A 23,573-nucleotide genomic window follows, 5' to 3' on the forward strand; every position below is an offset into this window, starting at 1 on the left:
ATGAGCCTCCTCCGTGACGGTGCCGGCGTCCCGTCCGGTGCCACGGCCACGAGGTCCCCCTCCCCTGAGGCGTACAGGCGACGTCCGCGTGCCATCACGGCCCTCGTCCTGCTCCTGGTCCTGTCGGCCTGCGCAAGACCCGAGCTCACCGACCCGATCGACGCCCTGCCCCTGGACGAACCTCCCACCCCCGCGCCGCCCGTGGGGCGGGAGCACCTTCCCCCGGTCATCGACGGATCGACGGGATGGGCCACGCCCTACGCCTCCGATCCCAAAGGTTCCGACACCGGATTCGTCGGCCCCGTGACCCCGGAGGGGAGCGGTGAACTGCACTTCGTGGGCGTGGGCGCCGATGGTCGTACCCGTTGGTCCACCGAACGCAATCCGAGCTGCACCGGGTTCACCCTGACCCGCACGACGCGGGGGGAGGACCTGGTGGTCCTGCTCGACAGTGACGCCGCCCCCGACCGCGGGCTCCTGGCGACCCGGACCACGGCGGCCGCCTTCGACCCCGACACCGGGCACAAGGTCTGGGGGCCCACCGACGTGCCCGGCACCTGGGTGGGACCGGGGCTGGTGTTCGCCCAGATCGCCCACACGGTCATGAACGCCGACACCGGGCCCGCGGTGGCCCTGTCCGCCGACACCGGGGCGGTCGTGGCCGATGAACGGCAAGGGGACACGGTCCTGCACGAATACCACGGAACCGTGGTCCTCCACCGTGACGGAGGGCTGCGCGCGATCGACTCCCTCTCGGATGAGGAGCTCTGGCGCGGCGCCGACCTGCCCCTCCCCGATACCTTGGACGAGGGAGGGCAGGGGACCACCCTCGCCTACGGCCCCCGCCCCGTGAGTGATTCCGCTCCTTTGACCGTGTTGACCTGGGAGCGTGGCGGTTCCACGGTGTTCACCGTCCATGACCTGCGCAACGGCCGGTCCCTGGGGGAGTTCTCCGCGCAGACCGAGCCCGTTTCGATCGGTGACGACCACGGTCGCGCGGTGGTCGCCGGAGTCTCCGCCCGATCCGGTGAGTCCGTGATGGTGGGATGGGACGGGGGCTCCGGAGACGAGGTGTGGTCGGTGGAGGCCGCACCGGGGGAACGACCGGTGCGCATCGTCTCGGGATACCTGTACACCAGCCTGGGAGAGGAGAACCGCGTCCGCTCCATGAGTGACGGCGAACTCCTGGGGAGCGGACGGTGGGAGATCCCGGTGGCGGGGACGGCGGGTGAGGCGGTCACGATGACGCTGTCCGGTGACGCTGACGACTCCTACGTCGTGTTCGCCGCACACGGTGCCGACCAAGAACGGCAAGGAACGTGATGACTATGCTGACCGCAGAACAGACGTCCGACATGGGAGCGCGAGTGCCATGATCGCTGGGCTTGGTCCACTGGAGGCCGCGGTCATGGAGGTGTTGTGGAGTGCGCCGGAGCCCCTACCGGTGCGCAGCGTCATGGAGGGGCTCACCGACCACCAGGTCGCCTACACCACCACCTCCACCGTGCTGGAGAACCTGCGACGCAAGGAATGGGTCGACCGTGAGCGGATCGGGCGTCTGTGGTTCTACCGTCCCCTGCGCGACCGCTCCACGCACGCCGCCGAACTGATGAACGAGGCGTTGAACGGCAGTCGGGACTCGGAGTCGACGTTGCTGCGCTTCGTCGACTCCATGCAGCCCGAGGACGTACGCGCCCTGCGTGCCATGCTCGCCGCCCTGCCGGAGGAGGAGGGGCGATGATCTGGTCTTTCGCCGCCCTGTGCGCCGTGGTCGTGGTCGGTCTCGAAGGTCCCCGCATCCTGCGCAACGCCGAACGCGCCCACGACCTGGACCCGCGTACCATGCTGGCGCTGTGGACCTCGGCCACCGTGGCCTGGGTGCTCTCGTGCGGAGCCCTGCTCGCCGTGCTCGCGGCGGAACTCCTGGGGCCTTCGGTCAAGGGGATCCTGGCGGCGTGCCTCAGTCTTCTTCAGGCCCTGGAACGCAATCACGCCGGATGGGGGATCGGGGGCGGGGCCGCCCTGATCCTGGCCGCGTCTTTGCGCCTGCTGTGGATCGCGATGCGTCAGGGGCGGGCCGGTTCCACGTGGAGACGCGCACACCACCGTGACCTGCTCGCGACGGCCCAACGCCACCACCTGCACGGACACTCCGTGTGGTTGCTCGACACCGACGAACGCGGTGCCTACTGCGTCCCCGGCCCCCGGGGCGGTGTCGTCATCACGCGCGGTGCCCTGGGGACGCTCACCGCCGCTCAGACCCGAGCGGTCCTGGCCCACGAACAGGCCCACCTTCGGGGAAGACACCACCTGCTCGTGGGATGGGTCCGGCTCCTGGACCGCGCCTTCCCCGGAATCCCGCTGTTCCGCGCCGCCGCGCGCGACGTCCCGACCCTGGTGGAATGGGCCGCGGACGACCGAGCCGTGCGCGATGTCGGGATGCACCCGTTGGTCCACGCGCTGGGTTCCTTGGCCCAGGCGGTGTCGGCCGACCCACGGCAGAGCCTGTCCATCGGTGGAGCGTGCCCGATCGAACGAGTGCGCCGACAGATCGAACGCCCCACGAGGAACCGGCCACGGAGGAGACGGACCTGGACCGGACTCACCGCCGCACTCGTGATGACGCCTTTGGCCCTGACGGTCGCCTCGACGTTCGCCGCGGCGCTGATCCCTCATTGTCAGTGCGCCGGCTGACCGATCCGCGAGCGTGGACGTGCCGATGAGGGCCGGCCGGAACTCGGTCGACCGTGTCCGCCGCGAGACCTTCGCGTTCGGTGGCCTTCCACGAGGCCACCGAACGCACGTCAATCCTCGTCGAACGGAGCCCTCTGGGCGGCCTCCTCCACCAGACGCCTGAGCCTGTCGCGGTCCTCCGGCGACATCGTGTCCACGAATCTCAACAAGGTGACCTTGGGCAGGTCACTGTGGGCCAACGCCTCCCCCATGAGGCGTGCCGCTCGCTCACTCCGGTCGAGCGAGGGCCGGTAGAACCAGACCAGTCCCCGCCGCTCGCGTTCGACCCAGCCCTTGCCGTGCAGGTTGTCGAGAACGGTGGCCACGGTGGTGTAGGCCGGGCCGTTCTTCTCCAGGGCCTGGGTGACCGCCCGCACCGTCACCGGCGCGTCCGCGTCCCAGACCGCGTTCATCACCGTGGACTCCAACGGGCCCAGGCCCCTGTGGTCCATCGCCGTGCCACCGCCTTCCCTGTTCGGGTGCCCTCGACCGCCGCTCGGCGCGCGACGTCGGTATGCGCGGGGCGGCGCGGGCGGAGGCACACCGCACGATGTTTTCTATCACTGATAGAAAGCCTACTATGGATCTTCGAATCATTGTCGGGTGAAGGACGAGGTGCACGATGTCCAGGGATGTCGAGCGAGGGGCCCAGAGCACAGGCCGCTCAGCGAGGGAGACCGGTGCGGCTCGCACCCGGCTCTCCTGGAAGGTACTGCTGGCGGTGGGTGTGTCCTTGCTCCTGGTCGCCGTCGCGGTCACCTGGGGAAGATCCGCCTCGGACGGTGCCGCGGACCGGTCCCGGCCCGCCGAGCCGGGCGAGTCGAGTGCGCCGGTGGAGTCCACGGCGGAGGAGCCCGGCGAGACGGCGGAGGATTCCGAGGAGGCGGCCACCGGTACCGAGGCGCCGATGGCCCGTAGGCAGCCTGAGGACCCCACCGCCCTGGGTGATGTCGACGCGCCGGTCGTCATGGTCGCCTACTCCGACTACCACTGCCCCTACTGCGGGCGTTGGGTCGCCCAGACCCAGCCGGAACTGATGCACTACGTCGAGTCCGGCGATCTGCGCATCGAGTGGAGGGACTTCCCCATCATCACCGACACCTCCGAGGCGATCGCCCACGCGTCCCGGGCCGCCGCGGCCCAGGGCGCCTTCTGGGAGTTCCACGAGGCCTACTACGCCGCCACGGAGCAGCCCGGCGAGCGCGACCCGGAGGAGACCCTCGCCGGCATCGTCGACGATCTGGGGCTGGACGCCGACAGGTTCGACGAGGACCGGCACGGGGAGGCCGTGGCGGCCCTGGTGTCCCACGACTTCGCGGAGGGCATGCGGATCGGCGTCACCTCGACCCCGTCCTTCCTGATCAACGGGCAGCCGGTCATGGGAGCACAACCCCTGGAGGTGTTCGAGGAGGTCATCGACGACTCCCTTGAGGCCGCCACCGGGAACACCGGGGGCGAGGGTCGATGACCGACATCGGTTTCGTCGCCGCCCTGGCCGGTGGAGTCCTGGCGCTGGTGAGCCCCTGTAGCGCGCTCCTGCTCCCCTCCTTCTTCGGTTACGCCTTCCGCGACCCGCGTCGTCTCCTCGTGCGCACGACGATCTTCTACCTCGGACTGTGCACCACCCTGGTCCCACTGGGGGCCGGCTCCGCCTTGGTCAGCCGCCTGGTCTACGGGGAACGAGAGCTTCTGATCGCCATCGCCGGAGGGCTCATCATCGCCTTCGGTGTCGCACAGATCGTGGGTTTCGGCTTCTCCTCGCGCTTGGCGGGCCGACTCCAGGGACGACTGGCCGGCAGGACCGACACGGTGTCGGTGTTCGCCCTGGGAGCGGTGTACGGATTCGCCGGTTTCTGCTCCGGCCCCATTCTGGGCGCGGTGCTGACGGTCGCCGCCACCGGGGGGACCGTGCGCGGTGCGCTGCTCCTGGCGGTCTACGCCCTGGGCATGGCCGCTCCGCTGTTCCTGTTGGCCCTGCTCTGGGACCGCTATGACCTCGGCTCCCGCCGCTGGCTGCGGGGCCGCGTCCTCCGCCTGGGTCGGCTGGAGTTGCACACCACCGCGTTGCTCTCGGGTCTGTTGTTCATCGGGATCGGGGTCCTCTTCCTGACCTCGGACGGGACGGCGACCCTCTTCGGAGGAGTCACTCCCTTCACCGACACGGCGGGCCGTCTTCAGGAGTGGATCTTCGGGATCGGAGGCGGGCAGACCGACATGGTGCTCCTGGCGGGCGTGGGGCTGGTGTTCCTCGTGGCCGGATTCCTCAGCTGGTATCGCCAGCGCAAGGGCGGCGCGGAGCGGTCGGCGACCGACCCCGAGGAGTCGGTCCCGGAAACGTCGACCGACCACTTCCGTGGGGCCGGATCCCCTGACCCGGGATCCCCTGCTCCCACGAAGGACTGAGACGCCACGGCGCCCACCGGGGCTCTCCCCGGTGGGCGCCGGAAAGCGCAAGGGCCTCAGGACTGGGGGATGGGGCAGGAACGGGCCGTGCGCAGCCGGGCCCGCAGGGCGACGGCGAGGAGGCCGAGTCCCAGTACGGCCAACACCGGTTGCAGGGGTGCGAACCAGGACAGGGCCCCCGACGCGCCCAAGGCCAGCAGGACGAGCTTGTTGCATACGGGACAGCCGATGGCGAACCATGTCAGGACGACCCCGCCCACTCCGCCCCGCGTACTGGGACGGCTCTCCCTCTCTCCCGCGCCGACATAGGTGGCCGCCAACAGGCCGCACAGCACCGCACTGACGATCCAGACGGGATAGGACCACCACGTGGGTTCGATCTCCCGGCTGAAGAACCCGTTGGGCAGCAGCACGGTGGGCACCCCCAGAAGTACCAGGGTGATCAGGGTCGCGGCCGCAGCGACCGACCAGTGTCTGTAGGTCCACGAGCCCATCCTCGGGCCTCCTCTTCCTGTCGCTCCCACGAGCGATGCCACCGACGATTTTCTATCTCACATAGAAGACTATCTAAGTTGGATAGAAATAGCCCGTCGGTGTACCCCAGACATGGGAGGGTATCCGCCGTCTTGCCGCGCTGGGGCTGCGGGGGCGTACCCAGGTGGTGGCCGTCCGCCGGGGTCGGCGTCGGGCAGGTGGAGCCGTCCCACTCGGTGTGACGCTCCTCGAGTATCGCCGCCGTGCTGTCCGCACTGTCGGGCCGGTCGTACCGGGCATTGCGAGATCCGGTGGCGCTGATGTGGGGAGGTCGCTCCTCACGCCCTGGTGAGAAGGCGGCCTCTCGCATCGCAGGGAGGCGCGAGGTGCGAGCGGCGCTCCCGCCGAAGTGCGCGCCGGAGCTCACCCCGGAGAAGACGCCGTGGGCACCCCTGGAACGGGTGTCGAGGAAGGGGACGATCCGTATGGCGGGTCATGCGGCTGCCGGCTGTGCTCGCACTGCCGGCTTGTCGGCTTTCTCGGAACGATCGAAGAGCGCGATGGACGCGAACCACATGAGGATCAGAATGCCCGCGGGGCGAAGGGCCTCCTCGGGCAACACGGTCCCAACGAACGAGTACCCCCCGAGCCAGAGCCCGACCACTGTTCCCAGGATCGCCACGGTCCGCGAGCGGTTCGTGAGAGAGCTCGCGATCAGCCAGGTCCCGGCCATGACGTGCGCGCCGAGGCGGACCGCCCAAGCGGTGTCGTAGTCGATGCCGTTGATGACGAGGACGCCCGCCAGTACGTCCAGTGCCACCCAGCTGTAACCGGCGGCCTTCGCCCAGGTCGCCGCGTCCAGACGGGAGACGAGGAAGAGGATGGAAAGGTGGAAGAATACCCCCAGGTACTCGCCCCACCGAACATCGGGATCGACGAAGAACGCGACGACCGCCGGGGAGAACAACACCAGGGGCAGTACCGCCGCGGCACGCAGACTCAAATAGGGACGGGCACTGTCGAGCATGGAAGCTCCTTCGGGTCACGGTATGAGCGCGCTCAGGCTAAAAGGAGCATGTTGATATGTCAACACGAAGTCGGGTCGGAGAGGCCACGCAGCTGTGGTTGCTCTGGAAGCGAGCCCATGAGGCCGTGCGAACCACGGTCGTCTCCCACACCACGGTGCCGGCCGACGTCTCCGAACCCGAGTTGAGCGTGCTCGCCTGGCTGTACCAGTCCGAGGGCCGCTCGCGCCAGAGCGAAATCGCGAAAGGATTGAGGTGGGACAGGACTCGCCTCTCACACCTCCTTACGCGTATGGAGAAGCGGGGCTACATCGACCGGACCAAGGATCGCTCCGGAGTGGTGGTCGCCCTGGCGACCGCAGGTGAGGAGATGATCGAGGCAGCGGCCCCCGGTCTTGAGGAGATCGCACAACAGCGGATCGTCGACCGACTCGGCGAAGCCGACGCGCGCAAGCTCGGTTCCCTCTTGACCCGCCTTCTTGATGCCGAAGCGAAGAGCTGAGGCGGTCGCGTCGGGTGAAGGTGCGGTCCGTGTGATCGCGCTTCGGGGCGGTCCCGCCCATGCGGGACCGGAGTCCGTGATTCCACGGTGTCGACTGCTCCGTGTCCGGTTCACCGAGCTCTTCGTCCCGAAGGTCCAGGGCGCGCAGCCTCGTACCGGCCTTCCGCAACTCCTTCTGAGGAGCAAGAAGTCCCTATTGGGCGGTCTTTCGACCACGAAGGACCCGCACGTCGGAGGCTCACGCGTTGTTCCGCTGATCCTCGGGCGTGCGGTCGACGAGAAGTGTGAGGGTTCCAAGCCGACCGGGTCGACGAACTCAGCGGCGGGTCGGGGTGCTCGCGCGCCAGAGGCGGACACGTGTTGATCACCCGCTCCGGATTCTTCCAGGATCCGGAGTGAACGGCTTCTCGGTACCCGGCCCAGACGCGCCCACAGCGTCTTCTCCGAGTCGCGCTCCGGCGTGCACTTCGCCAGGAGAACCACCCGCACCCCGTGTCTCCCGGCGATGTGGGGAGGCCTGCTTGTCATCGGGAGATGAGGAGTGATCGTCTCAGGCCGGCACCACCGGAGATGGGCATCGGCCCGCACAACGAAGATCGGTATCGCCACTGCCGCCTTCCGGCCCGGGTGTCGTCCTGTATCCGCCGGAGATCGAAATCCTTCTCCTTGCGCATGAGACCTTCTCCTGTCGAAAGGAATTTCCTTTGGCGGGGTGTGAGTGAATCTCTCGCGATGTGCACATAATGTTTCTTTAGTGCGCTCGAGGGCATGCAGTGGTCCGTGTTCTCGTTAGGAGCCCGAAGTCGAATAAAGGTGTCACCCTATCCGTTTCACGTGTTCCTCGCTTCTCACGTTCTGTGCTCGGTCGTGGAGGTCACGACATGCCAGAGGATTTCCGTGGGTCATGGCGTGTGCGCGACGACCGGGGCGCCTCGATGTGCTCACAGGGGGCGCGAAAGGGTCTGATCAGGGCATTCGGGGCGGGGTGGAGTGTGGATAGCAGAGGGGGCGAGGTGGCACTCGAGTCGTTGTGTCCCTTATGGGCGGATCGCTGATCCTTTTCGTCTGCGTGGTCACAGAATGTTCCCGGTCGGTTCCTCGCCTGGGGGCCGTGCGACGAACGAGAGAACACGAATGCCTTCCCCTTGCGGGGAGAGTGGATTTCACCTGTTGCAACAGGGGCAACAATATCCTGTTTTGAAACAGAGGGAACAAAGGGTTTGCCGAGAAGTTCTCTAGGGGTATCTTCGTCGTGCGTGAAAATTCCCATGTGGAGGTTCTTTGTATTTCCGCATTTCCGGAGTCGGGGGTTATCTTCCCGAACATGAGATCTCGAATCGACAGGTCGCCCTCTCCGCCGGCGTCTCCGCCGAATGGATACACGAACGTACGGGAATCCTGACGCGCAGGCGCGCCGCCGCCGAACAGGCGACCTCCGATCTGGCGGCGCAGGCGGCACGGCGTGCGCTGGCCTCCGCGCGACTGGAACCCGAACAGCTCGGGCTCATCGTCAGCGCCACCTCCCTTCCCGACGAACTCGGGCCGTCGGTGGCCTGCCGGGTCCAGGCGCTCCTCGGCGCGGGGAACGCGGTGGCCATGGACGTGGGGGCCGCGTGCACCGGCTTCCTCTACGCCCTCGAAGTGGCACGGTGCTGGTTGGGTTCGGGGCACGGGGACCGGCCCGCCCTCGTGGTCGGCGCGGAGGTCTACTCCCGCTTCGTCGACCCCGCGGACCGGGCGACGGCCGCGCTCTTCGCGGACGGGGCCGGGGCGGTGGTCCTGACCCCCGACGCCCTCGGCCCGGGCCTGGGGCCGGCCCGCCTGGGATCGGACGGGCGGGGCGCCGGCCTGGTGGGCGTGTTCTCCGGAGGCACACGCCGCCCCGCCTCACAGGAGACGGTCGCCGCATCGGAGCACACGATCCGTATGGACGGCAAGGCCATCAGGGACTTCACCCTGAGGATGCTCCCCACGATGGTGCGCGAGTGCCTGGACGAGAACGGACTGCGTAGCGACGACATCGCCCTGGTGGTGGCCCACCAGCCCAACCCGGTCCTCCTGACCAAGGCCGCCGAGCGGGCGGGCATCCCCGCCGAACGGCTCCTGTTGACCGGGGACCGTGTGGGCAACATCGGGGCGGGCTCCGTGCCCTTCGGGCTCGCCCACGCGGCGAACACCGGACGGCTGAACAGGGGCGACCGCGTGCTGCTCATGGCCTTCGGAGCCGGCATGACCTGGGGTCACGCCCTCCTGACCTGGTCGGGAACGGAACAGGAACGCACACAGGACCACCACAGGAAGGCAGCGGTATGAGCATCCTCGCAACCTTTCGACTCGACGGAGCCCGAGCCCTGGTCACAGGAGCCTCCCGGGGCATCGGCCGGGCCACCGCGCTGGCACTGGCCGAGGCCGGGGCGCACGTGGGCCTTTCCGCACGTGACGAAGAGGCCCTCACCGGCCTGGCCCGGGAGATCACCGCCCTGGGCCGCGAAGCGGTCGTCCTGCCCGACGACCTGAGGGACCCGGAGGCGGCGGCGCGGGTGGTGGACGCGGCGACCTCGGCGCTGGGCGGGCTGGACCTGCTCGTGCACAACGCGGGCGGGCCCCAGACCGACGCCGAGGGCCACATGGTGCTGCGCCCCGTCGTGGAGACCTCCGACGACGACTGGCGGCAGGTCATCGACCTCAACCTCCTGGCGGCCGTGCGCCTGTGCCGCGCCGCCCACCCGTACCTGCGTGAGTCCGATCGGGCGAGCGTGCTGCTGATGTCCTCCGTGGCGGCACTGGTGGCGGTGCCCGGCATGGAGTCCTACGGAGCGGTCAAGAACGGGCTGCTCTCCTACGTGCGCTCCCTGGCCGTGGCCTGGGCCGAGGACGGCATCCGTGTCAACGCCGTGTGTCCGGGCTGGGTGCGCACCTGGCTGACCCAACCGCTCCACGGCAACGCACCCGTCGCCCAGGCCGCGCTGGCCAACGTACCGATGCGACGCTGGGGCGTGCCCGAGGACGTCGTCGGACCCTGTGTCTTCCTGTGCTCGCCCGCCGCCTCCTTCGTCACCGGCCAGTACCTGGCCCCCGACGGGGGCATGACGGCCTACCCGGCCATGCCCCGGTCCGGCCCCTCCGAGGAGGACCCCCGTGACTGAACGACTCTGGGTCGCGGGCGACGGCTTCCCCACCCCCGGCCTGCACCCCGAGGTCCGCACCTACCGTGAGGTGCTCCACGCGCTCCACACCGGGGGCCTGGCCCGGGCGCACCTGGAACCGGCGCTGGGAGTCGGCCCCCAGGACTGGGAACATCTGGAACGGGTGGTGACCGACCGGGGCCTGACGGACACGGTCACCCTCGCACCACCCCCACCCCGACCCCTGCCCCGCGCGGAGGTGCTCAAGAAGGCCCAGGAGAACGTCGTCCTCGCGGCCCCCCGCGTGGACGGGGACACGGTCGAGTACGACCTCGTCGTCTGCGACGGCAACGAGATCATGCGCGACCACACCGCCGAACGCCAACACCTGCCGGGCATGCTCCTCATCGAGGCGGGCATCCAGGCCACGACGTGGGCGACCAGGAGGTCGTGTCCGGACGAGGACGGACGTCTCCCGTACCCGGTGATGCACGAATGCGCCTTCGCCTTCGCCCGCTTCCTGTTCTGGCTCCCGGTCACGGTACGGGTCACCCTCGCACCCACCGGTCCCGCCGTTCCCGGCAGGCGACCCCTGAGAGCCGAGGTCGTCTACACGCAGCACGGGCGCGACGCCGCCACAGGACGTTTCTCCTTCCACGCCTTCCATCCCCCCGTCATCCACGGCATCGAGCAGAACCAGTCCCGCAAGCTCATCGACGAGGCCTTTACCCGAGGCCGGACGGCGGCGCGCTGAGGAACCACGCAAGGCAGAGGCACATCAGTCACCTCCGGCCCTACCGGGCCGCCTGACGACCTATGGAGAACACATGCCGCCCAGCGCGCCAGGGGTACCCGACCGGCTCAGAGAAGCACTGACCGGGGACGCGGGACTCGCCGAACGGATCCGTCCACTGTTCGACCACCCGGTGTTCGTCCCCCGGGAGTGTCCTTCCGTCGAGGACTACCACCACCTCAACCACGAGCGTCTGCGCGTGCTCAACGACCGCCTGGGAGGAGGACGGGAGGCGCTGAAGGCCCCCGAACGGCTCTTCGCGGTGCTCGGGCACGCCGCGGTGATCGACCCCTCGTTGTTCCTTCGGGCGATGGTGCACTACGAGGTGTGCCTCAACGCCGCCCTCCTGCTCGGCGACGGCAACGCCGAACTGGACGAGGCCGTCGCCCGCCTCGACACCCTCTCCACGATCGGCAACGTGCTCATCACCGAGGTCGGTCGAGGCGGCAGCCACGTCTCGGTGCGCACACGCGCCGAGTACGACCCCTCCCTACCGGGGTTCAGGATCACCACCCCCACCCCCGACGACGCCAAGTTCATGGCCCCCGTGGGCCCGGACGCGACGGCGCACGCGGGGGTCGTCTACGCACGCCTGCACACCACCGAGGGCGACCACGGGGTCTTCCCCTTCCTCGTCGATCTCCACGACGGGAAGAGGCCCGCCCCGGGGGTGCGGGTGACCCGTCTGCCCCACAGCACGGTCTCCCCCCTGCCCCACAGCCTGGTCTCCTTCCACTCCGCCCCCGTCCCGTTCGGTCGGTGGCTGAGGGACACCGCCGAGATCTCCCCGCAGGGGCGCTTCGAGGAACCCTCCACCCGGGCCGACGACCGGCTCGTACGGTCGCTCACCGTCTCCTCCGCGGCCTCCGCGGCGGGAGCCACCGCCCTGGCCGCGGTGACCAGGGCGACCGCGGGCCTGGTCCACCGCTATTCGCGGCACCGCGTGACCACCAGCGCGATCTGCGAGAACGCCCCGGTCATCGACTACAAGATCCAACAGGAATCCGTGTACGGGGCTCTGGCGGAGGCCTACGCCACCACCTTCCTGGTCCACAGGGCCCTCCACCGTCGGGCACGCGAGTCCACCGAGCCCACCCCGGGCAGGCGCACGACCTGGGCGCCCTGGACCGCGGTGAGCCGGGAGCTGTCCCTGGCCAAGGTCGAGGCCACCGCCTCCGCCGAACGCGTCTGCGCCGAGTCCCGCCGCCGGTGCGGTGCGCACGGGACCCTGACCGTGAACCGGATCCCCGTCTATGAGTCCCTCTCCCACATCTACAACAGCGCGGGCGGGGACAACCGGCTCATCCTCCTGGACACCGGACGTGACCTGGTGTCGACCACCGGCCACAGCCCTCCCGAGACGGTGCCGCCAGAGGGGCGTGACCCGGCGGACCCGCGCGTGTGGTCCCACCTGTTCGGGGAGCGCGAACGGACACTGCACGCGCGCGCACGTTCCACCCTCGGGGACACGATCGGCACCGCCGGGTCGCTGGAACGGTGGAACGAACACCTGTGGCTGCTGCTGGACCTGGCCTCCGCGCATTCGCGCCGCCTGGCCTTCGACGCCTTCGCCGAGGCCTTGGAAGAGCTACGGGGGACCGAGGCGCACGCGACCCTCGCGCCGCTGTTCGGTCTGTGGGCGTTGAACGGGATCATCGACAGGGCCGCGGAGCATCTGGCGTCGGGAAGCCTCACCCCGGAGGAGTACACGGCCATGCGGGACCTGCGCCGTTCCCTGCTGGGGGAGATCGACGCGGAGGTCCTGGTGGACGCGCTGGACGTCCCCTTCGAACAGATCCGTGCCCCCCTCGCCTCACCCGACTACGTGCGCCTGCTCGGTACGGCGGGCGCCTGAGAGTCGCGGGTCCCCCCCTCGGGGCCCGTGTGCCCTTCCGCAGCCGTCCGTGCCGGGCGTTCCGCGCCGACACGGACGGCCCCGTGTGTGGTCGCCCCCTCACCCCGGTCAGGCCTGGGAGGCGCCCTCGCGAGCGATGCGTCGGTGGAAGAAGGCCAGCACGGCCACGACCAGGGCCAGGCTCACAACGGCGATGCCCGCGGCGAACAGCGGCTCAAGGAGTGCGATCTCGACGGTGGTGTAGCGCATCGGCGCGGTCTCGGGGTCACGGATATGAGCCAGGGTGTCCAGGGTCTTGTGGACCGACCAGCCGACGAAACCCACCGCCAGCACACCGCGGTGGGCGGTCGTGAACCGCCATCCGCTGATGTGTCGGGCGAAGACGGCCTGGGCGTTCTTACGGGCGTGGATCAGACACACCGCGATACCGGTGATGAACAGCACCAACGCCCCCGCCACCAGGTTGAAGGCCTCCACCCGGGCCTGCTGGACGATGCGCCGGTACTCGTCCGCGGCCTGCTGGGCGACCGGTTGCACGCTGTTGATGTAGACCGCCAGCGAGGAGCCCTCCATCGCCTCGTGGACGTCCCGCGGGTCGGGAAAGACGATGGCCCCCGAGGTCGCCCTGCCGTAGTAGGTGGCCGGGTGCAGGATGTCGGACCCGTTGGGAATGGTCAGCACCACCGGATCGCGCAGGAAGGGCGCGTTGCCGTTGGGACCGTAGCCGTACCCTCCGTAGGTGAACAGCTGCTGGTCCGAGGCCAGGGGCAGCACCTCGATGTCCACCTCCAGACCGGGGCCGTCCCGGCCCTGGAAGTCGTGGATCCAGGCGTCCGCGCCTTGGGCGAGGTCCTCCTGGTGTTCGGCGAGGGTGTCGGGTATCAGCAGGCGCACCCGGTTCTCCCCCTCTGTGGGGCCGTAGCGTTCCCCGTCCGGGGCCAGCACGGGCTGGGCCTGTAGGTAGGTGTCGTTGACCACGAACAGAGCGAAGTCCGCGCCTTCGGCTCTGCCCGGGAGCAGGGACGAGCCGTGTTCGGAGGAGGCGTGGATGACCCGGCCCTGGGCGTCCAGTCCCCGAAGCCACTCGCCCAGTTCCGCCGACTTCTCCTTTTCCTGGAGTTCGCTGACGCTGCCGGTGAAGGAGATGCGGGAGGTCTGACCGGCCGCGGCGAAGAGCTCCCTTCCTGCGTGCTGCTCGGCCAGATTGGTCAACGACAACACCAGACCGGAAGTGAAGGCCAGCACCAGCGCCAGGGCGGGAACGCGAACGGCGTAGGCACCGACGATGGCCAACCGCGCGGGCAGGTGGCCCTTCAGCGCCGCCAGGATGTCGGTGCGGTGCAGCAGCGCCAGTACCGCCACGTGGGTGGCCAGCATGACTATGGTGAACACACCGACGTAGAACAGCGCCACCTTCGAAAACTGGGCGAAGTGCGCCAACCCGTTGTAGAAGAAGAGCAGGGCGGTGGTGGTGGCGGCGATCAGCGCGGCGGCCACCACCCAGAACCGCGACAGCTGCCCCAGGTCCCGTAGCAGGACGCGGGACAGGGACATGCCCTGCAGTCGCAGCACGGCGTAGGAGCGGGCGTTGAGCAGCACCCCGGAGCCGACCGCCACGAAGGCGCACAGGGCGGCGATGGTCAGGGCGGCGAGCAGCGTCCTGCCCGTGGCGACGTGGAACCAGCCCAGGACGTCTCCCTCTTCGGCGACGAATCCGCCCAGGCCGAGGCCGGACAGGTCGTCGAGGAAGGAAAAGGCGCTCTGGCGGGGGCCGAAGACGTAGTAGAAGCCGCGTGGGTCCAGGTGTTCCAGGTCGGTGAAGGGGTGGACCTCGGTGCGGTAGTCGGGGGAGAAGGCCGGGTAGCCCTCCTCCAGCCACGCGCCGCTGGGGGTGGTGGGGTCGCCGACCGCGAGGTAGAGGTGGCGCAGTCCTGCGGGGTCGTCCAGGTCGGGAAGTTCCAGGGCGACGTTGACCCGGTGGGTCTGGGCGAAGGCCTGGACCGAGTCCACGACCTTTTCGGTGGTGGCGCGGCCGTCGGATTCGCGGATCCACACCAGGGAGGTCCGGTCGTCGGGGGTGATCTCCTGCACCTCTTTGACCACGAGGAAGGCCAGGACGGCAGATAGGGCGAGGAGGGCCGCGTGGATGAAGGTGATGCTGCGGTGGAGCACGGGAGGGGTTTCCCAGCTTCTGGGGGTGGAGGGACCCGGCGATGAGAGGCGTCCCCCCTCGCCGGGCCGTCCAGGGTACTGGTCGCCTCGTCGGCGCGTGCCGGGGCGGCGTCGGCCTCGGGGCTCAGCCTTCCACGGAGGCGGCGTTGACGCAGTACACGTGCGCGTTCATATCGGGCTCCTGTGCCAGGAGGTGGTCGATGGTGGCCCAGAACAGTGGCAGCCACGGGTGCGGGAGGGCCCTGTCCCGGTCGAGCCGGTCGCCGTAGAAGGGATCTCCTTCGTGGAACGGGGCCGCCTGGACGAGGGAGCACGCGGGTGCGGGGGAGCCTTCGACCGGGCCGATCCGACAACCGAAGGTCGTCCGGTTGGGGCTGGGATCCAAGGGACTGTCGGGGTTCCAGTTGTCGTCCATGACGACGTCGACATAGGCCTCGTGCACGTCGCCGTGGTTGTAGAGATAGGCGAGGTAGACCGCGAACGCGCCGTGTTCGTTGTCGATGAGGCCGCGGATCCGCAGGTGCTCGGAGTCGCAGTGACCGCACGTGAAGGGGGTGACCTGACGGTCCGGGTTGATTCTCAGCTGCATCACCGGATCGTCCCATGCCGCACTGACGCCCGCTATCGACCTTTGTCACCCGTGAAGAGAGCGAAGACGGCCCTCTTCTCCTGGCGTCCGTGCCGAAAGGGGTTCTCCGCACCCCGTTCGGAGCCTCGCGCCCGGCGGCGAGGTGTCGCCACCGCAGTCCGCCCACGTCGGGCCTTCTTTGGTGTTCCGGCGCCGATGTTCCACGCCGTCGACCTTGGGAGAACGGCTGTCCACGTTTCTTCACGCACACGAGGGAAGAGCGGATTTCGTCGCCGTCCGTGATTCACCGGATGCGCACCATGGGAATGTCGCTGACAATCGGGGTCCCCGACCGAAAGGAACCGGCATGCGGTTCTTCCTCCCCCTCGTCATCGCGGCCCTGGTCTCCACGGTCCTGGCGCCGACCGCCCACGCCCAGGAACGCGACCCGGTCCTCTTCGTACACGGATACGGCGGAAGCGCGGACAACTGGGAGACGATGATCGACGACTTCACCGACGACGGATGGAACCGGGACGAACTGTACGCTCTCGACTACGACTCCGACGCCTCCAACGTGGAGACCGCGGAGCTGATCGCGCAGGAGGTCTCCCGGATCCTCGACGAGACCGGCCACGACCAGGTGGACATGGTCACCCACTCCATGGGCGGGCTGTCCTCCCGCTGGTACCTGAAATTCCTCGACGGGCACCGGAACGTCGACGACTGGATCTCCCTCGCCGGGCCCAACCAGGGTTCCACCGTGGAACTGCCGTGCGTGAACACCTCCCCCTCCTGCCAGGAGGTGGTCGTGGGATCGTCGTTCCTCCAACGGCTCAACACCGCGGACCCCACCCCGGGAGACGTCACGTACACGACCTTCCGGTCGTTGTGCGACCTCGTCGTTCGGCCTTCGACGAACGTGACCCTTCCCGGGGCCGACGACCACCGGGTCGGCTGTGTCGGTCACGTCTCCTTCCTTCGGGACGCGGGGGTGTCCCAGGACGTGCGCGACACCCTGTCCTGAGCAGAGCCCGCTCCTTCCCGACGACCGCCTTCGTGCGTCGGGGAGGAGCGCCGTTGCGCCCCCACGGCGCGGACGGACGCGCCGTGGTCCTCCGATCAGGACAGGAAGGCGCTCATCACCTCGACCAGCGCACGACGGGCCTCCTCGTCGTCGATCTCGGGCACGCCGTCGCCCGACTGGTCGCCGTAGGCCCCGAACTGGGCGTGGTTCATCCCCTCGATCTCGTGCACGAGAGCGTCACCGGGCAGGAGGTCACGGCGTTCGCGCACGGCGGTGGGGGTCGAAAGGCCGTCGCGTGAGCCCGAGACCGAGACGACCTCCAGGTCATCGCGCCCGGACAGGCGCGCTCCCTCTGTGGCGTAGGAGCCCCACAGGACGAGCCCGCGGACCGTGTCCGGGGTCCGCCCGCCCACGTAGGAGGCGGCCATCGCACCCCCCAACGAGTGTCCGCCCACGTACCACTCGTCCACGCCCCCGATTCCCTCGGCGATGACCGACGCGGCGAGGTCGGGATCGAACACCGCCAGGTTCAACGGCATCCGCGGGATGACGACCAGCACCGAAGTCTCGGCCACGATGGGCGCCCACGACGCCACGTAGGCCTCCGGGGCGACCCTCGCCCCCGGGTAGAACACCACGCCCGCCTCGGCTCCGCCCTCGACCGGAGCGATGACGACATCCCCGTCGACGGAGACCTCCACCCCCGACGCCGTCGCCTCGCGCAGTGCCTCCGGTTCCGCCTCGTAAGGCGTCGACGCCCAGACCACGAAACCGCCGACCGCGACGACGAGCACCAGCGCCAGTGCGGCGCCGGCGGCCTTCAACCGTCCCCTGAGACGCCTTCCGCGACGAGCCGACCCCACACGTCCTCCTCCGCCGCCGAACCCCGATTCCACGGTACTCGTTTGACCAGATGAACGTGCGGTAGCAGAAGGACACGGGCAACGCGCGGGTCTCGCGGCGCCCGCGTCCCGTCGTCGATGCCGCGCAGGGGGAAGGGCACATGGCCGGATCGGACACACAGCACGCGCCTTCGGCGCCGGCGTCCCTGGTGGGTCTCGCCGTCTTCGTCGCGGCCGTCACCGCCGCCGCACTCATCGGCGCCCTGGCCAACACGGGGAGTTCCTCCGAGTACGCCGCTCTGCAACAGCCGTCCTGGGCCCCGCCGTCGTGGGTCTTCGGGCCCGTCTGGACGATCCTGTACGCCCTGATCGCCGTGTCCGGGTGGCTGGTCTGGCGTCTGGGCGGATGGCGGGGAGCGCGGGTGGAGCTCACGGTGTTCGCCGTCCAGCTCCTGCTCAACGCGGTGTGGTCACCGTTGTTCTTCGGGGCCGGGCTGCGGGGTCTGGCCTTCGTCGACATCTGCCTGCTGGTGGTGGCGCTGGTGGCCACCATCGTGCTGTTCGCGCGTCGCTCGCGCTGGGCGGCGGCCCTGCTGGTGCCGTACCTGGCCTGGGTGCTGTTCGCCGCCGCGCTCAACTTCGCCGTCTGGCAGCTCAACGCCTGAGGGCGACGCGGAGGGCTCCGGGCGCACCGGAAAGCCCGTGTCGTGGGCCGGGACCCCGGGACAGGCCGTGAAGACTCTCGGACCGGCCCCTCTCGCCCTCCCGGAAAGGGAAAGGCGGCCGAACCCGTCGTCGATGGTCGGACCCGGCCGGCCACGAGGTCAGACCGTGAGGAGCCGGCCGACGCCCGGCACCGCCCCGCGCGGGGCGGTGCCCCGCTCCTTGTGTGGAGGGCGACCACGCCGGACCGCCCGTCCGCTTCGGAGGAGGCCCGCGGTACCCGGGCCCGCCGTGTCCGGGTACCGGCGTAGGGCTCGGATAGCATGGCCGACCGCGATCCATCAGCGTCCGAAGGGAGTCAGGTGTGAGGGCCAACGAGATGCCCACCGAGGAACTCAGACGAGAACCGGCGGCCTTCGCCGACCGGATCACCGCGGACGGCCGCTTCGAGCGCACCGCCGAGCCCGGACGCTACCGCCTGGTCATCAGCCGCGCCTGCCCCTGGGCGCACCGGGTCGTCATCACGCGCAGGCTCATGGGTCTGGAGGGCGCCATCTCCCTGGCCGTGACCGACCCGCGTCAGGAGATCATCGAGGGCGACCCGCACTGGGTGTTCACCGAGGAGACCGGCAGCCCCGGAGGCAAGGACCCCGTCTTGGGCATCCACGCCCTGCGCGAGGCCTACCTGGCACGCGACCCCCACTACACCGGCGGGGTCAGCGTTCCGGGACTGGTCGACGTGGACGACGGCCACCTGGTCTCCAACGACTACGACCGGCTGGTCCTGGACATGGCCACCGAATGGGGAGGTCTGGTCAGGGACGGCGCACCGGACCTGTATCCGCGGGAGCTGCGCGGGCGGATCGAGGAGCTGTCCCAGGAGATCTACACCGACCTCAACAACGGCGTCTACCGGGCCGGGTTCGCTCCCGACCAGGCACACTACGACGCCGCGGTCGCCGACGTGTTCGCCCGGCTCGACGCGTTGGAGGAGCACCTGAGGACGAGACGCTACCTGGTCGGGGACTCCATCACCGTGGCCGACATCCGCCTCTTTCCGACCCTGGTGCGTTTCGACGCCGCCTACCACGGCCACTTCAAGTGCAACATCCGCAAGTTGAGCGAGTACCCGGCACTGTGGGCCTACGCCCGCGACCTGTTCCAGACCCCCGGGTTCGGCGACACCACCGACCTCGACCACGTCCGCACCCACTACTACTGGGTCCACTCGGCGATCAACCCGACACGGATCGTCGCCGCGGGCCCCGACCCGCGTCTGTGGCTCACCCCACACCACCGGGAGGAGTTGGGCGGTAGTCCTTTCGGGACCGGAACCGCCCCGGGCCCGGTCCCGGCGGGCGAGCGGGTTCCCGATCTGGGATGAGACGGGGCGGGACCCTACCTCGCTACCTCGAAGGCGCGCCCCGTCCCCTCGGCCCGCTCCGACGGCGGGCGAAGGCGGGAGCGCGCTCGGGCCGGACGCCCTTGCCGATGAGATAGGCGGGCACGAACGACAGCCACGGCGCGCGCTCCAGCAACGTGACCACCGGACCGGGAAGACCCGGACGTTCGCCCCGCACCATCGGTTCGGCCAGCAGCCGGTGCATGAGACGTTGCAGTGTCTGGACCGCCACGGTCGGCACGATCCGTCGCCTGCGCACCGCGGCCAGGTCGCGGGGGCGCAGTGAACGGTCGCGCAGGGCCGGCCCCAGCAGAGCCGCGGTGGCCACGGCGTCCTGCACGGCCAGGTTGATCCCCACACCGCCGACGGGGGACATGGCGTGGGCCGCGTCGCCGATGCACAGCAGACCGTCGACGTGCCAGCGACGCAACCGGTTCAGCCGCACGTCCAGGTGCTTGACCTCGTCCATGGAACGCAAAGAGGCGATCTGGTCGGTCAGCTCGGGCATGAGTTCGACCAGGTCGCGCCGGAAGGCCTCCACGCCGCGTGCGCGCAGCGCGGCGTCGGTCCCCTTGCGCCCGATGTAGGCGACCTGCAAGTAACCCTCGCGTGGGATGACGACGGTGAAGCGGCCCAGGCCGGCCCGGGGGGTCAGCGCCGTCCAGTGCACGGACCCCGAAGGCAACCGGAACCACCAGGCGTCGATCCCCACCGGGAACTCCCTGGTCACCAGAGCGGCCTCCTCACGGGCCAGCGACCAGCGGCCGTCGCAGGCCACGGTCAGTTCGGCGTGGATCTCTCCCTCGCCCTCCAGGTCCCGGTAACGCACCCCCGTCACCCCGTCGGGTCCGCGTAGCAACCCGATGGCCTCGGTGCTCATCCGCAGGGTGAACGTCGGTTCCCACTCCCCGGCCTCGGCGAACAGGTTCAACAGATCCCACTGCGGGACCATCGCGATGTAGGGGTGGGGGGAGCGGAGCCGCCGGAAGTCGGCGACGGTCACGGTGCGGTCCGCGTCCAAGGGGAAGACGGCCCTGTCCAGCCTGCTCTGGGGCAGCCGGGAGAACCGCTCGTACAGGCCCAGGTCCTCCAGCAGTTCCAGGGTGGAGGGGTGCACCGTGTCCCCCCGGAAGTCCCTCAGGAAATCGGCGTGCTTCTCCAGGACGGTGACCTTCACCCCGGCGCGGGCCAGCAGCAGGCCCAACACCATTCCGGCGGGGCCGCCGCCGATGATCGCGCAGGTCGTACGTTCGGTCATGGGCACTCCCAGGGTGCGCTTCGGTCGTCCGGGCGAAGACCACGTCACGGTGGTCCTCCACCGCCGATGTGTGGATCAGTACCCAGACACCGCGCCCCGGTAGCGCTTCGGCCCCCTTCCCTCCACGGCCGACGGTGACGCCGGGGACGGGGCCTCCCCGGTCCAGGGTCTTCGGGTGACCCGGGTGGGTCCGCGTCCCGATCCCCCCGTCGCCGCCCACCCGGTAGGCGACGTGTCCTAGTGTTGGCCGCTGAGGAGGGCCCTGTGAACAACGAGCGGTGCGAGCGCCGCACCCACCGGTACCAGGAGGCCGAAGACCGGCCCGCCCCCGTGCCCGGCGCAGCGGAGGCGAAGGAGGATGGACGGCCGGTGCTGAAACTGCGCGGCAGGCACTACGGCGCGGACACGATGCTGGTCATGGCGATCGTCAACCGCACCCGCGACTCCTTCTACGACCGGGGCGCCACCTGGGACGAGGAACGCGCCATGGAAAGAGTGCGCACGGTCGTGGCCCAGGGCGCCGACATCGTGGACATCGGCGGTGTCAAGGCGGGCCCGGGCGAGGAGGTCGACGCCGAGGAGGAGAAACGCCGGGTCGTGGACTTCGTGGCCGCGGTCCGCGCCGAGTTCCCCGACCTGGTCATCAGCGTGGACACCTGGCGCGCCTCCGTGGGGCGGGCGGTGTGCGAGGCCGGGGCCGACCTGCTCAACGACGCCTGGGGTGGATACGACCCCGGTCTGGCCCAGGTCGCCGCCGAGTTCGACGCCGCGCTGGTGTGCACCCACACCGGTGGACTCGCCCCGCGCACACCCCCGTACCGGCCGCACTACCAGGACGTGGTGCGCGATGCCGTCGAGGCGACGGTCGCCCAGGCCGAACGCGCGGTGTCCCTGGGCGTGGACCCGGCCTCGGCCATCATCGATCCGGCACACGACTTCGGCAAGAACACCTGGCACTCGCTGGAGTTGACGCGGCGCCTGGACGAGATGACCGGCACCGGTCGACCGGTACTGGTGTCGCTGTCCAACAAGGACTTCGTCGGTGAGACCCTGGACCTGCCGGTGGGGGAGCGTCTGACCGGCACGCTCGCGGCGACCGCGGTGTGCGCCTGGCACGGCGCGCACATCTACCGGGTCCACCAGGTGAGGGAGACCAGGCAGGTGCTCGACATGGTCGCCTCCATCCGCGGAGTCCGTCCCCCCGCACGGGTCGTGCGGGGCCTGGAGTGAGGAGACAGGTGTGATCGTCGCGGCCGCGCTGTGCCCGCACCCGCCACTGCTGCTGCGCGAACTCAGCGGAGGGCAGGACGTGGCGGCCGACCTGCGCCGGGCCTGCGAGTCGGCGCTGGAGGCGCTCCTGGCCTCCTCCCCGGACACATTGGTCGTCATCGGAGGACACGACACCTCGGAGGGACACACCGGGACGCTCGTCCCCGTCCGCGAGTACGGCGGCACCGGAGAGCGAACACTCCGGGAACGGCCACTGCCACTGAGCCTGGGCGTGGCCCGACGGTTGCTCGACTCGGTCGGCCACCACGGGCACGTGGAGATGGCCACCGTGGCCTGGGACGCCTCCGAGGCCGAGGTGGCGGCGTGGGGACGTCGCATCGCCGACCGTCCCGAACGCGTCGCCCTGCTCGTCCTCGGGGACGGAAGCGCCCGACGCGGCACGACCGCACCCGGACACCTGGACCGGCGTTCCTTCGCCTTCGACGAGGAGACCCGGCGCTGTCTGGCCGAGGGCGACCGCGAGGGACTCATGCGTATGGATCCCGACCTCGCCGCGGACCTGATGGTGACGGGTCGGGCCGCGTTCGGCGTCATGGCGCACGCGCTCGCCGAACGCGGCCCGACGCGACCGCGGGTGCTCTACGCCGACGACCCGTTCGGGGTCATGTACTTCGTGGCGGTGTGGCCGTGCGACTGCTGATGAACGACGCCGTCCCGGGCGCGGCCTCCCCGGGACGGACACTCGACGGCCCCGCGCTGGAACGGCTCTACGCCTACCCCGACCGACCCTGGCTGCGCGCGAACATGGTCTCGACCCTGGACGGGGCCGCGGCGGGCAACGACGGCCGGACCGGGACCATCAACACCCCCTCCGACCTGGTGGTGTTCACACTCCTGCGCGACCTGGCCGACGTGATCCTGGTCGGCGCCGGCACCGCCCGCGCCGAGGGGTACCGACACGCCGACACCCGTACCGGGGACCGGGCGCGACGCGCCGTCGCCGAGGGCCGGGCCGCCCAACCGGAGATCGCCGTGGTCAGTGGGACCGGCCGGGTGCCGCCACTGCTGGCCGGCGAGTCCCACAGCGGCGGCGGCGTACTCCTGGTGACCTGTGAGGCCGCCGGTGCCCCGGCCCTGGAACGGGCACGTCGCACGCTGGGGGAGGACCGCGTACTGGTGTGCGGCGAGCACACCGTGGACCTGGCCGCGGCGGTCGCCGCGCTGGTCGAGCGGGGCCTGCCCCGGATCCTGTGCGAGGGAGGCCCCCGTCTGCTGGCCGACGTGGCCGCCGCCGGCCTGCTCGACGAGCTGTGCCTGACCCTGGTGCCACTGCTGGCCGGAGGCACCGAACAGCGCATCGCGGTCGGCACGCCCGCCGACCGGCCCCTGGTGCCCGGCGTGATCATCGAGTCCGAGGGGACCGTGCTTCAGCGCTGGCTGCGCCCGGGCGGCTGAACGTCGGGGCGGGCCGCCGCGAGTGCGCGGGCGTCACCGCGCGGAC

At 69.9% G+C, this 23,573-nt stretch carries 23 protein-coding genes; 16 read left to right on the plus strand and 7 right to left on the minus strand.

Going from position 1 to position 23,573, the window contains the following annotated elements:
* The 3 genes from PFX91_RS06815 to PFX91_RS06825 are packed head-to-tail and all read left to right on the plus strand — an operon-like array spanning position 1 to position 2,694.
* Positions 1-1,323, plus strand: coding sequence for a PQQ-binding-like beta-propeller repeat protein (locus tag PFX91_RS06815; RefSeq protein WP_285730264.1), 1,323 nt, complete (start codon positions 1-3; stop codon positions 1,321-1,323).
* Between the two features lie 49 nt (positions 1,324-1,372).
* Positions 1,373-1,741, plus strand: a complete 369-nt coding sequence (locus PFX91_RS06820; RefSeq protein ID WP_285730266.1) for a BlaI/MecI/CopY family transcriptional regulator — start codon at positions 1,373-1,375, stop codon at positions 1,739-1,741.
* The gene (locus PFX91_RS06825; RefSeq protein WP_285730267.1) at positions 1,738-2,694 is read left to right on the plus strand and encodes a M56 family metallopeptidase; all 957 of its coding nucleotides are present in this window, start codon (positions 1,738-1,740) and stop codon (positions 2,692-2,694) included. The genes PFX91_RS06820 and PFX91_RS06825 overlap by 4 nt, the downstream gene beginning before the upstream one ends.
* A gap of 110 nt (positions 2,695-2,804) precedes the next feature.
* On the opposite strand, the gene PFX91_RS06830 is transcribed toward PFX91_RS06825, so the two are convergent.
* Complete coding sequence (locus PFX91_RS06830) at positions 2,805-3,185, minus strand: BlaI/MecI/CopY family transcriptional regulator (RefSeq protein WP_285730269.1); 381 nt, start codon at positions 3,183-3,185, stop codon at positions 2,805-2,807.
* Between the two features lie 170 nt (positions 3,186-3,355).
* Here PFX91_RS06830 and PFX91_RS06835 point away from each other — a divergent pair, with 170 nt between their 5' ends.
* Both PFX91_RS06835 and PFX91_RS06840 read left to right on the plus strand, forming a co-directional pair.
* Positions 3,356-4,201 carry a DsbA family protein gene (locus PFX91_RS06835; RefSeq protein ID WP_285730271.1) on the plus strand — a complete coding sequence of 282 codons (846 nt, stop codon included), beginning with the start codon at positions 3,356-3,358 and terminating at the stop codon, positions 4,199-4,201.
* Positions 4,198-5,136 carry a cytochrome c biogenesis CcdA family protein gene (locus PFX91_RS06840; RefSeq protein WP_285730272.1) on the plus strand — a complete coding sequence of 313 codons (939 nt, stop codon included), beginning with the start codon at positions 4,198-4,200 and terminating at the stop codon, positions 5,134-5,136. Before PFX91_RS06835 ends, PFX91_RS06840 begins: the two co-directional genes overlap by 4 nt.
* A gap of 56 nt (positions 5,137-5,192) precedes the next feature.
* On the opposite strand, the gene PFX91_RS06845 is transcribed toward PFX91_RS06840, so the two are convergent.
* Both PFX91_RS06845 and PFX91_RS06850 read right to left on the minus strand, forming a co-directional pair.
* Positions 5,193-5,630, minus strand: a complete 438-nt coding sequence (locus PFX91_RS06845) for a hypothetical protein (RefSeq protein ID WP_285730274.1) — start codon at positions 5,628-5,630, stop codon at positions 5,193-5,195.
* Between the two features lie 473 nt (positions 5,631-6,103).
* A complete protein-coding gene (locus PFX91_RS06850; protein ID WP_285730275.1) occupies positions 6,104-6,637 on the minus strand; it encodes a hypothetical protein in 534 nt (177 codons plus the stop codon).
* A gap of 56 nt (positions 6,638-6,693) precedes the next feature.
* Between PFX91_RS06850 and PFX91_RS06855 the strand changes: the two genes are divergently transcribed.
* From PFX91_RS06855 to PFX91_RS06875, 5 genes are all read left to right on the plus strand, one after another.
* Positions 6,694-7,137: a MarR family winged helix-turn-helix transcriptional regulator gene (locus tag PFX91_RS06855; protein WP_285730276.1), complete on the plus strand. Its 444-nt coding sequence runs from the start codon at positions 6,694-6,696 to the stop codon at positions 7,135-7,137.
* Positions 7,138-8,418: 1,281 nt separating this feature from the next.
* A complete protein-coding gene (locus PFX91_RS06860) occupies positions 8,419-9,450 on the plus strand; it encodes a 3-oxoacyl-ACP synthase III family protein (protein WP_285730278.1) in 1,032 nt (343 codons plus the stop codon).
* Complete coding sequence (locus tag PFX91_RS06865; RefSeq protein WP_285730280.1) at positions 9,447-10,283, plus strand: SDR family NAD(P)-dependent oxidoreductase; 837 nt, start codon at positions 9,447-9,449, stop codon at positions 10,281-10,283. The genes PFX91_RS06860 and PFX91_RS06865 overlap by 4 nt, the downstream gene beginning before the upstream one ends.
* Positions 10,276-11,016 (plus strand): AfsA-related hotdog domain-containing protein, encoded by a 741-nt coding sequence (locus PFX91_RS06870; protein WP_285730282.1) that lies wholly within the window; start codon positions 10,276-10,278, stop codon positions 11,014-11,016. Before PFX91_RS06865 ends, PFX91_RS06870 begins: the two co-directional genes overlap by 8 nt.
* A gap of 73 nt (positions 11,017-11,089) precedes the next feature.
* A complete protein-coding gene (locus tag PFX91_RS06875; RefSeq protein WP_285730283.1) occupies positions 11,090-12,910 on the plus strand; it encodes an acyl-CoA dehydrogenase family protein in 1,821 nt (606 codons plus the stop codon).
* Between the two features lie 108 nt (positions 12,911-13,018).
* Here PFX91_RS06875 and PFX91_RS06880 read toward each other — a convergent pair whose 3' ends face one another.
* Positions 13,019-15,082 (minus strand): bacteriocin-associated integral membrane family protein, encoded by a 2,064-nt coding sequence (locus PFX91_RS06880; protein ID WP_285730285.1) that lies wholly within the window; start codon positions 15,080-15,082, stop codon positions 13,019-13,021.
* A 124-nt stretch (positions 15,083-15,206) separates the two neighbouring features.
* The gene (locus tag PFX91_RS06885) at positions 15,207-15,671 is read right to left on the minus strand and encodes a hypothetical protein (RefSeq protein WP_285730286.1); all 465 of its coding nucleotides are present in this window, start codon (positions 15,669-15,671) and stop codon (positions 15,207-15,209) included.
* Between the two features lie 346 nt (positions 15,672-16,017).
* Between PFX91_RS06885 and PFX91_RS06890 the strand changes: the two genes are divergently transcribed.
* Positions 16,018-16,677 (plus strand): esterase/lipase family protein, encoded by a 660-nt coding sequence (locus tag PFX91_RS06890; protein ID WP_285730287.1) that lies wholly within the window; start codon positions 16,018-16,020, stop codon positions 16,675-16,677.
* Positions 16,678-16,772: 95 nt separating this feature from the next.
* On the opposite strand, the gene PFX91_RS06895 is transcribed toward PFX91_RS06890, so the two are convergent.
* A complete protein-coding gene (locus tag PFX91_RS06895; RefSeq protein ID WP_285730288.1) occupies positions 16,773-17,540 on the minus strand; it encodes an alpha/beta hydrolase in 768 nt (255 codons plus the stop codon).
* A gap of 140 nt (positions 17,541-17,680) precedes the next feature.
* On the opposite strand from PFX91_RS06895, the gene PFX91_RS06900 reads away from it, so the two are divergent.
* Positions 17,681-18,184: a TspO/MBR family protein gene (locus tag PFX91_RS06900; protein WP_285730289.1), complete on the plus strand. Its 504-nt coding sequence runs from the start codon at positions 17,681-17,683 to the stop codon at positions 18,182-18,184.
* Between the two features lie 362 nt (positions 18,185-18,546).
* Positions 18,547-19,566 carry a glutathione S-transferase family protein gene (locus PFX91_RS06905; RefSeq protein ID WP_285730290.1) on the plus strand — a complete coding sequence of 340 codons (1,020 nt, stop codon included), beginning with the start codon at positions 18,547-18,549 and terminating at the stop codon, positions 19,564-19,566.
* 22 nt (positions 19,567-19,588) lie between these two features.
* Here PFX91_RS06905 and PFX91_RS06910 read toward each other — a convergent pair whose 3' ends face one another.
* The gene (locus tag PFX91_RS06910; RefSeq protein WP_285730291.1) at positions 19,589-20,842 is read right to left on the minus strand and encodes an FAD-dependent oxidoreductase; all 1,254 of its coding nucleotides are present in this window, start codon (positions 20,840-20,842) and stop codon (positions 19,589-19,591) included.
* A gap of 369 nt (positions 20,843-21,211) precedes the next feature.
* Between PFX91_RS06910 and folP the strand changes: the two genes are divergently transcribed.
* From folP to PFX91_RS06925, 3 genes are read left to right on the plus strand one after another with little or no spacing between them, the layout of a single operon-like run.
* Positions 21,212-22,072, plus strand: a complete 861-nt coding sequence (folP, locus tag PFX91_RS06915; RefSeq protein WP_285730468.1) for a dihydropteroate synthase — start codon at positions 21,212-21,214, stop codon at positions 22,070-22,072.
* Positions 22,073-22,082: 10 nt separating this feature from the next.
* Positions 22,083-22,772 (plus strand): class III extradiol ring-cleavage dioxygenase family protein, encoded by a 690-nt coding sequence (locus PFX91_RS06920; RefSeq protein WP_285730292.1) that lies wholly within the window; start codon positions 22,083-22,085, stop codon positions 22,770-22,772.
* Positions 22,754-23,527 (plus strand): pyrimidine reductase family protein, encoded by a 774-nt coding sequence (locus PFX91_RS06925; protein WP_285730293.1) that lies wholly within the window; start codon positions 22,754-22,756, stop codon positions 23,525-23,527. The genes PFX91_RS06920 and PFX91_RS06925 overlap by 19 nt, the downstream gene beginning before the upstream one ends.
* Positions 23,528-23,573 lie beyond the last annotated feature (46 nt).

It is taken from the genome of Nocardiopsis sp. ATB16-24 (genome assembly GCF_030271535.1).
In the GTDB taxonomy this organism is placed as follows: Bacteria; Actinomycetota; Actinomycetes; order Streptosporangiales; family Streptosporangiaceae; genus Nocardiopsis.